The following is a 13,915-nucleotide window of genomic DNA, read 5'->3' on the forward strand; positions in this document are numbered from 1 at the left end:
TGGCTTGAGCGTGGTGGGGGAACGGCCATCCTGACTGGTTGTGTTCTGGCCCTTCCCCTACCTCGTCCTCGGCCACGTTCTCCGGCTCTTGCTCCTGCTGGTGCGTGGAGACCGGAGCAAGGAATCCGAGATTCTCCTGCTCTGGCATCAGGTCGCTGTCCTACGCCGTCAGGTCGCATCCGACAGGATGCTCGTGGTGATCCTGGCTGTGGGGGACCGGGATCGGTGGTCGGGATCGATATCGCCCGCACGTCCAATCCAGCGCAGAATCTCGGTGTTGCGCAGGCGATGGTGAATCTCGCTAGCTGACCGTTCTCCCGACGGAATCCGGTTCGGGTAGGGCAGAACGCGAGCACCTATATGTGACCGGAAGCCACGCTGAGCCTGTCTAGGCGAGAGCGTGAACGCACTCTGCCACCAGTTGCAGCCAGCCGACGCGAAATCTCCTTCGCGGCGGTGTGGAGGGCCGGGGTGTAGCGGGTGAGGTCGGTAGTGGCGTGGACGACGATGCTGAGGGCTGCTTGGACGGTGCCGGTGGCGTCGGTGATGGGAGCGGCGATGCTGGCGCTGCCGAGGGTCATTTCTTCGCGGGCGGTGGCGATTCCGGTGGTTCGGGTGGTGGCGAGGGAGGCGGCGAGGCGGCCGGGCATGGTGAGGGTGTAGGCGGTGTAACGGCGTAGGCCGCGGGCGTGGAGTTCGGCGAGGAGTTCGGGGTGGACGTGGGCGAGCAGGAGCTTGCCGACGCCGGTGGCGTGCAGGGGGAGGTGGCCGCCGACTTCGGTGAGGGTGGGGACGGCGCGTAGGCCGGTGAGGCGTTCGATGATGAGGGCGTGGTGTCCGTCTCGGATGGCGAGTTGGACGTTTTCGTGGGTGGATTCGTAGAGGTCTTGCATGAGGGGTAGGGCGGTTTCGCGCAGGGTGGTGGCGCTGGTGGCGCGGTTGCCGAGTTTCCAGAGGTGCAGGCCGATGCGGTAGCGGCCGGTGGGGGTGCGTTCGACGCCGCCCCAGGTTTCAAGTGCGGCCAGCATGCGGTGTGCCGTGGTGAGGGGAAGTTGGGAGCGTTCGGCGACGTCGGCCAGGGACAGGTCGGTGCCGTCGAAGACGTCGAGCAGGGTCAGTAGCCGGTGGACCGTTGACCGGCCGGGTTCACGAGCGTTACCCGACACACCAGTCACCTCCCGCCCCTGCCGAGCGGGCCGCGTCACCGTGGATCGCCCGGGTCGTCACAGCAGCGCGCCTTGCCTGCGCAGGGCGGCCCCCACGTCAGCGCGGTCGCTGCTGCCCTTGTGTGCGGTCAGTGCCGCGGCGACCCCGGCAGCGTGGCCGGCCGCAAACGCGGTTCCTCCCAGATAGCCGTGCCGTTCGATCAGGCAGGTCCGCGCGCCGAGCCGCGCGGCGCCGGCGGCAGCCACACCCGCAGCGGCGCCTCCAACGACGACGACGTCGAACTCGGCCGATTCACCCACCACGCAACACCTGCCCTTCCTGACGTAGGCCGTTGAGTGATGACGTCCAAGACGTCAGGGAGAATCCTCACGCCTAATCGTCGATGTTCAAAATGCTCATTGGGCTAGTCCGTTATGCTCGCAGGGCATATCCCGTATACATGCTCGAGCTGGGCTTGCGTACTTTCGCGCGGTCGCTGAGCTGGGATCAGTGGCTAAAGCGACCGCGGCGCTGAGCCGTCAGATCGCCCAGCTCGAGTACAGCGTCGGTTACCAGCCGATGCGTCGAACGACGCGCGGCATCACCTGACTCCAGCGGGGGAGGGGCCGAGCGAGCAGGCTCGCGAGGTGCTGGCGCAGGTCGACCGGATCCCGGACGTCCTTCGAACCTTCGACCAAGCCGAAACGCTGGTGCACGTCGGGGTACCGCCGGGCTGCCACGAGTGCTTCGACCGATTCCGAGAGTCGCTCCGCGTGGCCGCGCCCCGGGCCAAGATCTCCCTGTATGAGGCGACCAGCGAAGAACAACCGGCCGTGGGGTGTCGGCGGTCGCGCACCGGCCGCGCAGTGTGCCGGTGGTTTCGGCATGGCCGTCTCGAAAAGCAGCTGAACATGAACTGCTTATTGCGCTCACCACCTATGCCTCGACAGCATAGGCAGATGGTTGAACTTCGGCATCTGAGCTACTTCAACGCGGTCGCCGAGCTCGGCTCCATCGCGAAGGCGGCGACAGCTCTACACATGACCCAGCCGACGCTCAGCCGACAGATCGCCCAGCTGGAACGAACCCTCGGCTACGAGCTGCTTCGCCGCAGCGCACGCGGGACGTCCCTGACCCCGGCCGGGAAGGGGCTGCATGAGCACGCCAAGATCATCTTCCATCATGTCGACCGGATTCCCGAGGTGCTACGGGTCTGCAGCGAGGCCGAACGGACCCTTCAGGTGGGTATCCCGGCCGGTATCCCGCACGCCTGGTTCTCCCGATTCGAGGCCCAGCTGCGTAGGTTGGAGCCGAGAGTCAGGCTGTCGTTGCATGAGGCAACGAGCGACGAGCAGCGCAGGCTCGTGCAGATTGGAATGATCGATGTCGGCCTCGTGCACGCCGAGCCGCAGGGGATCCACTCCGCTTTGATCATGTCCCAGCAGTTCGGATGCTGCATCCGCGACCCGGACGTTCTGCGCGACGCCAAGACGCTCACGTTCGCCGACCTCACCGGCCTGCGAGTCATGGCCCACTCGGCCGCGGAGACCCCTGGCGAAGAAGTGCGCCTGAGGGCAGCCGCGGACGCAGCCGGCTCAGACGTGCACTGGATGTTCCGGAGGTTCTCGCAGCACGGGCAGTTGATCGCCGAGACCTCGGACGCCGACGCCGTCCTCGTCAGCGAAGCCTCCGCCGCCAAGGACTTCACCACCTGGCGCTGGATACCTCTGGCCGAGTCCGAACCCAATGCTGTCATCGAAACCTGGGCGATCTGGTCGGACCCTGACCTGACAGACGTAGACGTCTCCATCTCCGCGATGCGGCACGCGAGCGAGTCGGCGGCCGACCGGAGTCATGGCTTCGGCCGGTAGGCCGCTGTCAGGATGGCTCGGACGGCATCCGCGTCGACCGGGCGGGGATTCTCGATCGGCAACTTCTCGATGACGACCTGAATCGCCACCCTCAGTTGTTCTGCGGTCAGGCCGAGCCCGGCCAGGCTCACCGGCGCGCCGACGCGTCGGTACAGGTCCCGCAACGACTCGACCGCGTCGGTGCCGCCCAGGGCCGAAGTCAGCCGGGTAGCCGAATCCGCGCGCATCGCCACGATGTTGAAGTCCAACGCGTGCGGCAGCACAACCGCGTGCGTCTCCGCATGGGGAAGGTCGAAGGCGCCACCTAGCGCATGACAGATCTTGTGGTGCAGCCCCGAGCCAGCGACCGCGAAGGATGCTCCTGCGAGGTAAGCGCCGAGGACCAGATTCTCGAAGGCGGCCGGGGTGAGGTCCGTTACCAGCTCGTCCAGTCCTTGCCGCAGCACCCGGACGCCTTCGAGAGCCATCAGGGTCGTGACAGGCGTGGCGGTCGACATCCACAACGCCTCGATGCAATGAGCCATCGCGTTGAGAGCGGACGATGTCGCCACCTTCCGCGGAAGGCCTTCGACCAGCTGAGGGTCGTAGATCACGACCTTGGGCAGAACCATCGGAGATCGACCGGTCTCTTTACGCCCGCCGGTGGTCATGCCCCAGACAGGCGTCAGCTCCGAACCCGCGTAGGTCGTCGGGACCGAGACGATCGGTAGTCCGCTGGTAAGAGCCACGATCTTGGCGGTGCCGGTGATCGAGCCGCCGCCCACGGACAGCAGACCGTCGACGCTGTGCTCTTCGGCCAGGGTGCGGGCCTCCCGTGCGACCGAGTCGGGCACGTGCGGCAGGACGCGGGTGAAGGACACGGCAAGGCGATCCTGCAGTCCGTCGGTCAGCGCGCGAGCAAGGTCGAGCTGACGTTCCGAGGTGATCACCATGAGCCGCCGCAGACCCAGCCTCGTCACCTCGTCCACCAGTCGTCGCCGTGCGCCCCGGGCGAACACAACTCGTCCTGGCAAGGCGTCGTGGACAAACTCAAGGCTCACTGTGGCCTCCCTCTCGTCGGCGCACCGATGATGCCCCAGATCGTGCCTCCGGCCGGCTCTCGGACAGCCACTCAGCAAAAAGGTCACTCAGACAGGAGCTTGGCATCCTGAGATCTGCGGCCTTCCGTCAGTGGCTGCGAGGGCCTTCCACTCAGTGGATGGAAGAAGATGCCAGCGGACCCCGCATTTGCGAATGTCGGCTTCGTCGGGTCGGAGACCAAACCAGCAGCGGATCGGGGGAACTCATGAAGGCTGCCGCGACAGCGCCTGTGGCGGTTGTCACCGGAGGCGCGGGCGTTCTCGGAGTGGCGATCGCCGGAGCTTTGGCGGCAAGAGGCAGCACCATCGTCATCGTCGACCGCGACGGAGAAGCGGCGGAGTCGGCGATCAAGGCGATTGCGGAGGAGCCGTCAGGTCGGGTCCTCGCCTGGGAGTCCGACATCTCCTCGGACTCCCAGAACCGACAGCTGGTCGACCGGATCCACGAGTCGTTCGGCCGCCTCGATCAGCTGGTGAACAACGCCGCGTTGAGTCAGCGCAGCCGGTTCGGCGAGATCGGTGCCGAGGAATGGCAGCAGGTCATGGAAGTCAACCTGTGGGGACCGGCATCCCTGTGCCAAGCCGCGGCCGGTCTCTGGAAGACCTCCGGCGGCGGCGCTGTCGTCAACATCTCCTCCCGGACCTGGCTGTCCGGTGGCCCGCTCTCGTACGTCTCCTCCAAGGCGGGCCTTGTCGGTCTTACCCGTGCTCTGGCGGTGGAGCTCGCGCCTCTCAACGTGACCGTGAACGCGGTCGCTCCCAGCACGGTCGAGACACCCTTCGTACGGAGCGGTCGTACCGAGGAAGAGTTCCAGCGGCACATCGAGCGCCATCGCCGGCTGCCACTGATCCAGCGGATGGCGACGCCGGAGGATGTTGCCGAAGCGGTGGCTTTTCTCGCCTCGCCGCAGGCGAGCTTCATCACCGGGGAAGTCCTGCATGTCTGCGGGGGATCCCAGCTCGCACCCGCTCCGTAGCTCCTCCTGCCACATCGACGCCTAAGTCCACCTTGACGATCGGGCAGCCATGCGTTTCTCTTACGCGACCATCGCTCTTCCCACCCTCACCCCGCTCCAGGCGATCGAGGAACTCAGCCGATCCGGCTATCGCGGTGTCGAGTGGAAGGTGGGGGAGGCCCCGCACGCCATGAGCAGCACGTCGGCGTTCAGCTTCCTGAAGAACAACAAGTGCACACTCGATCCCGACTCGACCGACAGGAAAGAGATCAGGGATGCCTGCGAGGCTGCGGGACTCACCATCGTGGGCCTGGGGCCGTACCTCGCCGTCGGAGACGAAGACGGCCTGCAACGGATGATGCTGCTGGCCTCCGACCTTGGTGCGTCACAGGTGCGTCTGCAGGCCCCTCGCACCACGTCCGGCACTTTCGACTACCCGAAACTGGCGGAGGAGACGAGGCAGTACCTGGCGTTCGCCGAGGACCTCGCCGCGACGACCGGTGTACGGGTGGTCCTCGAGATGCATCACGACACCATCGCGCCGAGCGCCTCCCTCGCCTTCGCGCTGGTCTCGAAGCTGGATCCGGCCAGGATCGGCGTCATCTACGACGCGGGCAACGTCGTCTGGGAGGGGTACGAGAACCCTCGGATGGCGTTCCAGATCCTGGGCCCGTACCTGCATCACGTTCACCTGAAGAACGCCACCGTGGCCAGATCTGCACCTGGCGCGAAGTGGGGCCACGCCTGGTCGCCGCTGGACGCCGGCATGGTTCCGGTCGCCGAGGTGCTGGGCCTGTTGGACGACCACGGATACACAGGGTGGGTGTCTCTCGAAGATCTGTCCACTGAGCGGGACCCGGTCGCAACGCTCAGGTTCAACGCAGCTGTCCTGTCCGGGATACCGGAGGCATCATGGCCTGGCGCGTCAGCGGGCTCGGTGCGGTGACCGCCGCGGCCGTCGGCGCCCGACTGACCTGATCGGCGGTTTTGCGGGTGCTCAATCTGCTCAAGCAACTCCAGCACGATCTGGGTGTCAGCTACCTGTTCGTGGCGCACAATCAGCTGGAGGCTCGAGCGGTGACATGTTCCAGAAGAGAGGTTCAGTAGCCGTGCCCTACCTTTCCGTCCCGGGTTCTCGCATTCACTTCGAGGACCACCCCGGTCGGGCTACTTCGCGGGCACCTCTCGTCTTCGTGCTCATCCACGGGTGGCCGTGCGACTCGCGTGACTGGGCAGACCTGGTCGGCCCGCTTCAGGACCACGGCCGGGTCGTCAGCGTTGACCTGCGCGGCCACGGCGGTTCCGACGCCAGTTCGCAGGGGTACGCTCTGACGACCCTGAGCGGTGACGTCGTCCAGCTGCTGCGTCACCTCCACGTCAATCACGCCGTCATGGTGGGACACTCGGCGGGTTCCGAGGTGGCTCTGATGGCTGCCGCGCTCGAACCGCAACGGGTGAGTGCCGCCATCGTCGTCGATCCGGCCTACGGTTTCGCCTCCGAGGACCGAGTGAGGATTGCGCAGGTGTCACACGAGCTCGCGGCCGGTGACCCGAGCGCCGTGGCGCTCGGCTATTTCCGCGCACTCGACGGTGAACGAACGCCGGCGGCCGTCACGCAAGCCCATGCGGGCCGTGTCGTCAACTCCCTTCCCGAGGCCATCACGGCCGTCTTCCACGACTTCGCCTTCGGCCCCGGCAGCTTTCACTTCCGGCCGGAGACCGATCGCTTCCACGAGGACTCGCGGAGGATCCCGTTGCTCGCCTTCTACCGCAATGAGGCGAGGGCAGCGGGCGGGCATGCCTTCGCAGTGAAGCCCGGAGACAGGGTCATCATCTATCCCGGGTCCGGACACTGGCTCCACCACGAGGATTCCGCTCGCTTCCTCAGTGACGTGTCGTCCTGGTTGTGCGACCTGGGACCGGTGTAGATGCTTCGTCAGATCGAGATCACGGGCGCGAGCTGCATGCCGGCTGCGACGTGAAGCACTTCGCCGGTGATGTTCCGAGCTTTGATACCGCAACAGTCGAATCCGCTGGCCCTGGCCGCAGTGACCAGCTCGAAGGGGTCCGCATCGAGCATCGTCAGATGATGCAGAGAAAGCAGGCGCTTCACGACTGGTTGGTCTCGAGCCGTTCGAGCACGACGTCGACCCGGCACACCTCGAAGGGGACGGCGACTCCGCACTTCGCGGCCAGATCTTCGTCGTCGCAGACGGACTTGTGTACGACGAGCGAATCACGGACCGCGAAGACGGCGTCGGAGTCAAGGTAAGGGGAGTCGCCCATGAAGACGTGGGTCGTCAGCTGGCGATGTCCGGGCGCGCTGAGGATGAAGTGGATGTGAGCCGGCCGGAAGGGATGACGCTTCGTGGCTGCGAGCAGCCGGCCGACCGGCCCGTCGGTCGGGATCGGGTAGGGCGCCGGCGCAACCGTCCGAAACCAGAACCTGCCGTCCGGGTCGACCTGGAAGAACCCGCGCCCGTTGCCTTGTGGCTGGAGATCGGGCACCTGTACGTCGTAGAAGCCGTTCTCGTCGGACTGCCACACGTCGATCGTCCCATCGCTCAGGGGGATCCCGTCGGTTGAGGTCAGCCGGCCCTCGATGATCAGCGGGTCGCCGGCCATCACCTCGTCGATGGAGTCGCCCAGCTCCCGACGCGGGGAATCGGTCAGGTGGAACGGGCCCAACACCGTCGCCTCGGTGGCGTGCGAGTCCTGCAGGTCCTCGTTGAGGATCTCGGTCAGCATCGACACACCCAGGACATCGGACAGGAGGATGACCTCCTGCCGGACTTCGGTGCAGGCCTGACCGACCTGCGTCAGGAAGTCGATGGCCGCTTGCCACTCCTGGCCCGTGACGGCATTTTCGACGAAATAGGCGTGCAGATGCTCGACCAGCCCGCGCAGCAGGGTCCTGAGCCGGTCGTCAGGTGTGGAGCCGAAGCTGCTGAGGACATCAGCGGTGAGCCGCTCGGTGTTCTTCATGTCAGCGACCGGTGTTTCTGATCAACCTGCCCGGGGTGGATGCTCCGTCCAGCCACGCGGTCCCTTCGGAGTAGAGCTGCTCGATCGCCGGTCCTCGGAGGCCGGGCAGATCGGACATCACGTCGTACCCCAGGTGCTTCTGGATGTAGGCCAGATGCCGATAGCCGGACGGGTAGGAGGTGAGTACGTTGGGGTCCAGGATGAGTGTCGACGTGGGGTCGACGAGATCGAGACGGTCGCGCTCGTACACGGGCTGGCGTCGGACGATGCCCCAAGTGCCGTCGCGGTGCTCGAGGAAATCGTAGAAGCGGCCGCTGCAGGTGACGTCGACCTCCACCCCATGCACCTTCGCGCGCTGTTCGATCTTCATTTTGGTCTGGGCCACCGCCCGGGTGCTTTCGATGGTGCAGGTGAAGCCACCCAGGAAGTGAGAGATCTGTATGCCGCGTTCGAACCCCTCGCGGCTGACGTCGATGAACTCACGGTAGGGGCCTTGGAACCAGGTCGCAGTCATCCATCCGTCGGTGTGCCAGACGCCCGCGAAGGCGTCCCAGTCGCCCGCGTCGCGGAAGATCGCCCAGTCCTCGACGACCTTGCGAACCTGGTGCGCCTCGCGGTCATCGGCATGCGTCGGCCGGCCTGTTGAGAGTTCCGAAGTCACGCGTTCACGGTCACAGGAGTGGACGCCAGGGGTCCAGCTTGAGTATTCACCCAGTGAAATGTGCTGCTCAGCGGACAGCTCAGTGTTTCAGGTTCGACCAGCGAGCAAGCTCTCGCGAGAGTCCCAGGGCGGCGGTTCTGACGGCAGGTGCGAGCCGGGTGACGTCGGTGGAGGCGTGGACGACCAGCCCGAGGGCGGCTGCGAATCGACCGTCCGGGCCGAAGACAGGCGAGGCGACGGACGAGGCTCCCTTGGTCATCTCTTCGTAGGCGAAGCCGAGCTCGGTCGACCTGACCTGCTCCACGGCCTGTTTGAGTTGGCCGGGCGTGATGATGGTCCTCGGCGCCAGCTTGGGAAGGCCTTCCGCCACCGTGAGCGCCATCAGTTCCGGCTCCGAGAATGCCAGCGTGACTTTCCCGACCGCTGTCGCGTGCAGCGGAAGACGACCGCCGACGCGGGTGGCGGAGGGGATGGCGCTCCGTCCCGACACCATCTCGACGATCAGGACCTCGTTACCGTCCCTCACCCCGATCTGCACGTTCTCTTTCGTGGCGTCGTACAAGTCCTGCATATAAGGGCGGCTGAGCTCGCGGAGGTATCGCTGGCGAGGCGCCAAGGACCCGATCTCCCACAGGCGCAGGCCTACGCGGTAGCGCCGATCGGGGAGTCGCTCCAGTGCTCCCCACGTCGCCAGCTCGCGCGCGAGGCGATAGGTCGTCGCCACCGGTATGGCCGATCGTTGAGCCATCTCCACCAACGTCAGTTCTTCGTTACGGACGGTGAAGACCTCGAGGAGTGTGAGCAGCCGCGAAGCTGTGCTCCGGCCGGGCTCGGCGGCGTTGCCTGCCATCCTCACATCCTTGGTCGGATCCCCCCGGGTGGTTGCGCTGAACTTACCACTGAGCGGGATTTGCTGGTGGCCAGTGGCTGCGCCGGACTTAACACTGAGGTAACTGCACCGACATCTGCTCGAGTGCCTTCGACTGCAACAAGGAGTACAAGGTGAGGCGTTCGGTCCTTCTACTGGTGATGTTGTTGGCGTGCGTCGGCTGCGGCGGCGGTATCCAGGCCGGAGGTGATGAAGGCGGAGGGACGGTCGACGTCGCGCATGTCGCCTCCCCCTTGTTCACGCCTTTGTACGTCGCCGAGGCCAAAGGCTACTTCGAGGCCGAAGGCATCAAGGTGAAGCTCCATCCGGTGGGGTCCGGTCAGGACGCGGTTCCCCTGGCGTCCAGCGGAAAGATCGACGTCATCGTCGCGGGCTTCGCGGCCGGGTTCTTCAGCGCTCTCGACTCCGGTCTCGACCTGCGGGTCGTCGGCAGCATGTCGGTCAGCGACGGCAATTCTGAGGACCCTCCGTCGGCACTCGAGGTCGCCTCGAAGCTAGTTGACCGTGGCGACGTCCGTACGCCGGCCGACCTCAAGGGTCGCCGGATCGCCGTGGCCGGGGGACCGGGCGGCTCGGGCGCCTATCTGCTGGACCTAGTGCTGCGCGAGGCGGGGATCTCGATCAAGGACGTGACCCTCACCAACATCACCAACGCCGACATGCCGGCTGCCTTGTCGAGCGGGTCTGTCGACGCGGCGCTGACGTCAGCGCCGTTCACGGAGGCCATCGAGAAGGCGGGAACGGGGAAGGCGCTGGCCGTCCCGCCGGCAGGCAGTTCGAGCACCGGGGTCATCTACTCCGAGAAGTTCGCGAAGACCGGTCAGGCGCAGGCGTTCTTCAACGCTCTGGCCCGTGCGGCCAAAGAGCTCCAGGGCGACGCGCGGAGTGCGCCGGAGAACATCGACCCGGTGGCGAAGGTGATGAAGGTCGAGTCCTCGGTCATCATGAACCTTCCAACGTTCACCTGGCGTCCCGATCTGGCTCCCTTGCCCGATCAGCTGGAAGCAATGCAGCGCACGTGGCTTGATGCGAAGCAGTTGACCTACGGAGATCCCATTCCCACGTCCGAGTTCACCGACACGAAGTTCTCCGAGAACGCAAAGAAGGCGTCCAACTGAAGGGTCGCAGCCTAGTCGCAGGGGCCGAAGGCGTATCGCCTTCGGCCCCTGCTGGTATCAGCCCCAGCCTCCACTGAAGGAGAAGAACTGGCCGATGAGGTGCCGAACGCGCCCCCCTTGAATCGAGTCGAGCATCTGGTCGATTAGAAACAGGTCGGTCAATGGTGGTGTGCGTGTTGCCGAATCGCGCCACCTGATTAATGAGTAACGTCTGGAGTGTTGAGGCCCGTGTTCGAGCCGGACATCGTTCATCACATCGATCTGGCCCAAGTGAGGTTCGCCTACCGACAGGTGGGCACTGGTCCAGGACTTGTCCTGCTTCTTCATGGCCGGCCACAGACCGGCCTCTGCTGGCGATACGTCGTCCCGAATGCCGGGGGATCGGCAGAAACCCCGGGTGTGTGGAAGACAAGACGTCTTCCACACACCCGGGGTCTTCGCTGTGCGGCAGTCGGAGGGATACTGATCAGGCTCTCGGCCCTCAGGCCGCTGGCCTGGGTCGCCGCCGGAGGGTGAACCGTCGTCCTGACACGGACCGCCAGGGAATGAGGATCCGTTCGAGGCCGAGCACGAGTGCCGTGAGGATCGCTCCGAGCAACGCGACGGAGGCCATTCCCACATACATAGGACCAGGCTGGAAGATCTGCCAGGAGTTCCAGATCAAGAACCCGACTCCGTTGTCAGCGGCAACGAACTCGACGGAAGTGATGATCGTGACCGCCATGCCGGCGGACACGCGCAGCCCCGTGAACACCGACGGTAGTACGGCGGGCAGGACCACGTAGCGGAAGAGACGCCAGCCGGTCGCACCGTAGGCCGTTGCCGCCTCCAGGACGCGGGGATCGATCTGGCGTATCCCGGCCAGCGTGTTGATCTGGAGAATGAAGAAGACTCCGATCATGACGAGGAGCACCCTGGGTGTTTCCGTGAAGCCGAAGATCAGCAGCAGAATCGGCAGGATGGAGATCTTCGGAAGCGCGTACAGAGCCGAGAACAACGGATCGAACGCCGCTTGGAGGGGCTTCCACACGCCCATGACGAGTCCCATGGCGATTCCCACGATGGCACCCGCCACATAACCCACCATCAGCCGAGCCACAGTGATGCCGACCGCCTCGGGAAGCTGGCCGGATGCGGTCATGTCCACGGCGTACCGGGCGATGTCGCTGGGAGGCGGGAAGATCCTGGTGTCGGTGATGCCCAAGCTGCCAAGCGCCTGCCACACCAGCAGCAGGACGGTGGGGGTGGCCAGGGCGAGCAGGGCGTACCGGCGGGTCAGCCTGCGGGTCCGTTTGCGCTCCGACTCCAGGGCCGCCGCCATCGGATCAGGCGTCGAATCGCTTCGGGCAGAAACCGGCGCGGGTTTCGACATGGTCGTCATGAGAAGACCACCGACTTCTGGACCTCGTCACGCAAGGATTCCCAGATGTTGTGTTTCATGTCTGCGAACTCCGGAGTGCTTTCGATGTCGATGTTTCGCGGGTGATCGAAAGGCACCTTGATGTCTTCCTTGATCTGGCCCGGGCGCGCGGACATGAGAATGATCCGGTCCCCGAGGAGTAGCGCCTCCTCGATCGCGTGGGTCACTAGCACCACGGTCTTTCGTTCCCGCTCCCAGAGCTCGATCAGCTGCTCCTGCATCAGGCGGCGCGTCTGGGCATCCAAGGCGCCGAGCGGTTCGTCCATCAGGAGACAGGGCGATCCGGTGGCGAACGCGCGCGCGATCGCGGTCCGCTGCTTCATTCCGCCCGAAAGCTGATGGGGGTAGCTGTTCGCGAACTCACTGAGGCCCACATACTCGAGCCACGTGCGAGCCGTGGCGTTGCGTTCCTCGCGCGAGAACCCAGCCATGCGCAGTCCGAACGCGACGTTCTCCAGCACCGTGAACCAAGGGAAGACCCCGTGCTCCTGGAACACGAACGCGGAGACGGGGACTGCCGACTTGCGTTCAGGAGCCGTCACCTGCCCAATCGTCGCCTGTTCGAGCCCGCCGAGGATGCGCAGGAGCGTGGACTTACCGCACCCTGACGGCCCGACGATGCAGGTGAACGAGCCCGCCTCGACGTCGAGAGACACACCGTCCAGCGCGGTGACTGATCGGTCCGGGGCATAGAAGACCTTCGACACATCGCGCGCGGAGTAGGCGATGTCCGGGCCATCCGCACCAACGCCGGCAGACGTTGTTTCGTCGGCGCGCGGCTTCCTCGCGTCCAAGCTGTACATGACGATTCCACCTCTCGCCGGTGAGCGATCCTCACACGGCGCTAAGGTGTCACGCACGTTACAGGCTGACTACCTGGGCTTGCCGCTCAGCGAAACCCGGCGAGTGGCATCCGGCAACGTGTTTGGACGACCGCGCGATTCATACGCCTGGCGGCACGTGTCATGACACGGTTTCAGGCGCATGGCTGCTGAGCAAATCCTCGACTACGGTGCGTCATCCCTGTGTCTCACGGTAGCCACGTTAGTGTCGGTTCCACGACCACGGTTTGTACTTTGGGTCGTACACAGGGACGGGTCTGCGGCGCGGATGGGCCGCCAGATCCGCGGCAGGCCGCTTTGGCCGTCCCGCCACACGGCGCGACATCCGCATACCCGCCATTGGTCGCGGCCATCCGTGGTGTGGCCGCTCTCGCGCTGCCGTCAGGTGCCGGCGCCCAGGAGTTTGCCGAGGAGTGCGGTGAGTTGGTCGCGCTCCTGGAGGCTGAGGGACTGGAAGGTGTCGTCGAGGAATGCCGGGATTGACTCCTCTGCCTCGGCGAGTCGTTGCCGGCCGGAGTCGGTGATGGTCACCGCGTAGGAGCGCCGGTCGCGGGGGTTGCGCTCGCGCCGGGCAAGGCCCGCGCGTTCGAGGTCATCACAGACGCTGACCATGACACTGCGGTCGATGCGCAGTTCCTCGCTGAGTGTCTGTTGGGAGCAGGGGCCGACGGCGGCGAGCATCTTCAGCACCAGGTGCTGGCCGACGCCGAGCCCTTGTGCGCCTGCGTGGGCGTCGGCCGCCCGCGCCACCGAGGCCGAGGCCCGGCACAGGGCGATGTCCAGCCGTTCGGCCGCCAGTTGCGGGAAGTAGGTCGGCCTGATGGGCCGCCGGTCGGTCGTCGTCGGCATCGGATCCCCTCGGTATGCGGTGCGACCAGCCTACCAAATCCGTCTTCATGTCGATCGTTTGACAACAGATGATTGTCGGCCATACGGTCCGAATCATCT

At 65.5% G+C, this 13,915-nt stretch carries 16 protein-coding genes; 5 read left to right on the plus strand and 11 right to left on the minus strand.

Features of this window, described 5'->3' with window-relative positions; translation table 11 throughout:
• Positions 1 to 356 precede the first annotated feature (356 nt).
• Together HKK74_RS09775 and HKK74_RS09780 are read right to left on the minus strand one after the other, a co-directional pair.
• Positions 357 to 1,166 carry an IclR family transcriptional regulator gene (locus tag HKK74_RS09775; RefSeq protein ID WP_187242785.1) on the minus strand — a complete coding sequence of 270 codons (810 nt, stop codon included), beginning with the start codon at positions 1,164 to 1,166 and terminating at the stop codon, positions 357 to 359.
• 57 nt (positions 1,167 to 1,223) lie between these two features.
• A complete protein-coding gene (locus HKK74_RS09780) occupies positions 1,224 to 1,466 on the minus strand; it encodes an FAD-dependent oxidoreductase (RefSeq protein WP_312881383.1) in 243 nt (80 codons plus the stop codon).
• A gap of 639 nt (positions 1,467 to 2,105) precedes the next feature.
• Here HKK74_RS09780 and HKK74_RS09785 point away from each other — a divergent pair.
• Entirely contained in the window at positions 2,106 to 3,017 is a 912-nt protein-coding gene (locus HKK74_RS09785; RefSeq protein ID WP_187242787.1) for a LysR family transcriptional regulator, read from the plus strand.
• Here the strand turns inward: HKK74_RS09785 and HKK74_RS09790 are convergent.
• Positions 2,999 to 4,057, minus strand: coding sequence for a maleylacetate reductase (locus HKK74_RS09790; RefSeq protein ID WP_187242788.1), 1,059 nt, complete (start codon positions 4,055 to 4,057; stop codon positions 2,999 to 3,001). The genes HKK74_RS09785 and HKK74_RS09790 overlap by 19 nt on opposite strands.
• 245 nt (positions 4,058 to 4,302) lie before the next feature.
• Here HKK74_RS09790 and HKK74_RS09795 point away from each other — a divergent pair, with 245 nt between their 5' ends.
• The 3 genes from HKK74_RS09795 (at position 4,303) to HKK74_RS09805 (ending at position 6,980) form a co-directional block, all read left to right on the plus strand.
• Positions 4,303 to 5,073 carry an SDR family NAD(P)-dependent oxidoreductase gene (locus tag HKK74_RS09795; RefSeq protein ID WP_187242789.1) on the plus strand — a complete coding sequence of 257 codons (771 nt, stop codon included), beginning with the start codon at positions 4,303 to 4,305 and terminating at the stop codon, positions 5,071 to 5,073.
• 49 nt (positions 5,074 to 5,122) lie between these two features.
• Positions 5,123 to 5,998, plus strand: a complete 876-nt coding sequence (locus HKK74_RS09800) for a sugar phosphate isomerase/epimerase family protein (protein ID WP_187242790.1) — start codon at positions 5,123 to 5,125, stop codon at positions 5,996 to 5,998.
• A gap of 247 nt (positions 5,999 to 6,245) precedes the next feature.
• Positions 6,246 to 6,980, plus strand: a complete 735-nt coding sequence (locus HKK74_RS09805; RefSeq protein ID WP_187242791.1) for an alpha/beta fold hydrolase — start codon at positions 6,246 to 6,248, stop codon at positions 6,978 to 6,980.
• An 8-nt stretch (positions 6,981 to 6,988) separates the two neighbouring features.
• Here the strand turns inward: HKK74_RS09805 and HKK74_RS09810 are convergent, their stop codons facing one another.
• From HKK74_RS09810 to HKK74_RS09825, 4 genes are all read right to left on the minus strand, one after another.
• Entirely contained in the window at positions 6,989 to 7,165 is a 177-nt protein-coding gene (locus HKK74_RS09810) for a hypothetical protein (RefSeq protein ID WP_187242792.1), read from the minus strand.
• Positions 7,162 to 8,037 (minus strand): dioxygenase family protein, encoded by an 876-nt coding sequence (locus HKK74_RS09815; protein WP_187242793.1) that lies wholly within the window; start codon positions 8,035 to 8,037, stop codon positions 7,162 to 7,164. Before HKK74_RS09815 ends, HKK74_RS09810 begins: the two co-directional genes overlap by 4 nt.
• A gap of 1 nt (position 8,038) precedes the next feature.
• Positions 8,039 to 8,698 (minus strand): nuclear transport factor 2 family protein, encoded by a 660-nt coding sequence (locus tag HKK74_RS09820; RefSeq protein WP_187242794.1) that lies wholly within the window; start codon positions 8,696 to 8,698, stop codon positions 8,039 to 8,041.
• Between the two features lie 79 nt (positions 8,699 to 8,777).
• Complete coding sequence (locus tag HKK74_RS09825) at positions 8,778 to 9,548, minus strand: IclR family transcriptional regulator (RefSeq protein ID WP_187242795.1); 771 nt, start codon at positions 9,546 to 9,548, stop codon at positions 8,778 to 8,780.
• 152 nt (positions 9,549 to 9,700) lie between these two features.
• Between HKK74_RS09825 and HKK74_RS09830 the strand changes: the two genes are divergently transcribed.
• Positions 9,701 to 10,705: an ABC transporter substrate-binding protein gene (locus HKK74_RS09830; RefSeq protein ID WP_187242796.1), complete on the plus strand. Its 1,005-nt coding sequence runs from the start codon at positions 9,701 to 9,703 to the stop codon at positions 10,703 to 10,705.
• Positions 10,706 to 10,762: 57 nt separating this feature from the next.
• On the opposite strand, the gene HKK74_RS09835 is transcribed toward HKK74_RS09830, so the two are convergent.
• The 4 genes from HKK74_RS09835 to HKK74_RS09850 all read right to left on the minus strand — a co-directional run bounded on the left by HKK74_RS09835 (position 10,763) and on the right by HKK74_RS09850 (position 13,816).
• Positions 10,763 to 11,032 carry a hypothetical protein gene (locus HKK74_RS09835; RefSeq protein WP_187242797.1) on the minus strand — a complete coding sequence of 90 codons (270 nt, stop codon included), beginning with the start codon at positions 11,030 to 11,032 and terminating at the stop codon, positions 10,763 to 10,765.
• A 154-nt stretch (positions 11,033 to 11,186) separates the two neighbouring features.
• On the minus strand, positions 11,187 to 12,026 hold the full coding sequence (locus HKK74_RS09840) for an ABC transporter permease (protein ID WP_187242798.1): 840 nt from the start codon (positions 12,024 to 12,026) through the stop codon (positions 11,187 to 11,189).
• A 56-nt stretch (positions 12,027 to 12,082) separates the two neighbouring features.
• Positions 12,083 to 12,928: an ABC transporter ATP-binding protein gene (locus tag HKK74_RS09845; protein WP_187242799.1), complete on the minus strand. Its 846-nt coding sequence runs from the start codon at positions 12,926 to 12,928 to the stop codon at positions 12,083 to 12,085.
• A gap of 420 nt (positions 12,929 to 13,348) precedes the next feature.
• Positions 13,349 to 13,816, minus strand: coding sequence for a MarR family winged helix-turn-helix transcriptional regulator (locus HKK74_RS09850; RefSeq protein WP_187242800.1), 468 nt, complete (start codon positions 13,814 to 13,816; stop codon positions 13,349 to 13,351).
• Positions 13,817 to 13,915 lie beyond the last annotated feature (99 nt).

This window comes from Actinomadura alba (assembly GCF_014323705.1).
Classification (GTDB): domain Bacteria; phylum Actinomycetota; class Actinomycetes; order Streptosporangiales; family Streptosporangiaceae; genus Actinomadura_C; species Actinomadura_C alba.

Coding starts and splice junctions, on each gene's coding strand:
- HKK74_RS09840 (WP_187242798.1), bottom strand. CDS start 12,026: ATGGCGGCGGCCCTGGAGTCGGAGCGCAAACGGACCCGCAGGCTGACC.
- HKK74_RS09795 (WP_187242789.1), top strand. CDS start 4,303: ATGAAGGCTGCCGCGACAGCGCCTGTGGCGGTTGTCACCGGAGGCGCG.
- HKK74_RS09825 (WP_187242795.1), bottom strand. CDS start 9,548: ATGGCAGGCAACGCCGCCGAGCCCGGCCGGAGCACAGCTTCGCGGCTG.
- HKK74_RS09850 (WP_187242800.1), bottom strand. CDS start 13,816: ATGCCGACGACGACCGACCGGCGGCCCATCAGGCCGACCTACTTCCCG.
- HKK74_RS09835 (WP_187242797.1), bottom strand. CDS start 11,032: ATGAAGAAGCAGGACAAGTCCTGGACCAGTGCCCACCTGTCGGTAGGC.
- HKK74_RS09785 (WP_187242787.1), top strand. CDS start 2,106: ATGGTTGAACTTCGGCATCTGAGCTACTTCAACGCGGTCGCCGAGCTC.
- HKK74_RS09800 (WP_187242790.1), top strand. CDS start 5,123: ATGCGTTTCTCTTACGCGACCATCGCTCTTCCCACCCTCACCCCGCTC.
- HKK74_RS09845 (WP_187242799.1), bottom strand. CDS start 12,928: ATGTACAGCTTGGACGCGAGGAAGCCGCGCGCCGACGAAACAACGTCT.
- HKK74_RS09815 (WP_187242793.1), bottom strand. CDS start 8,037: ATGAAGAACACCGAGCGGCTCACCGCTGATGTCCTCAGCAGCTTCGGC.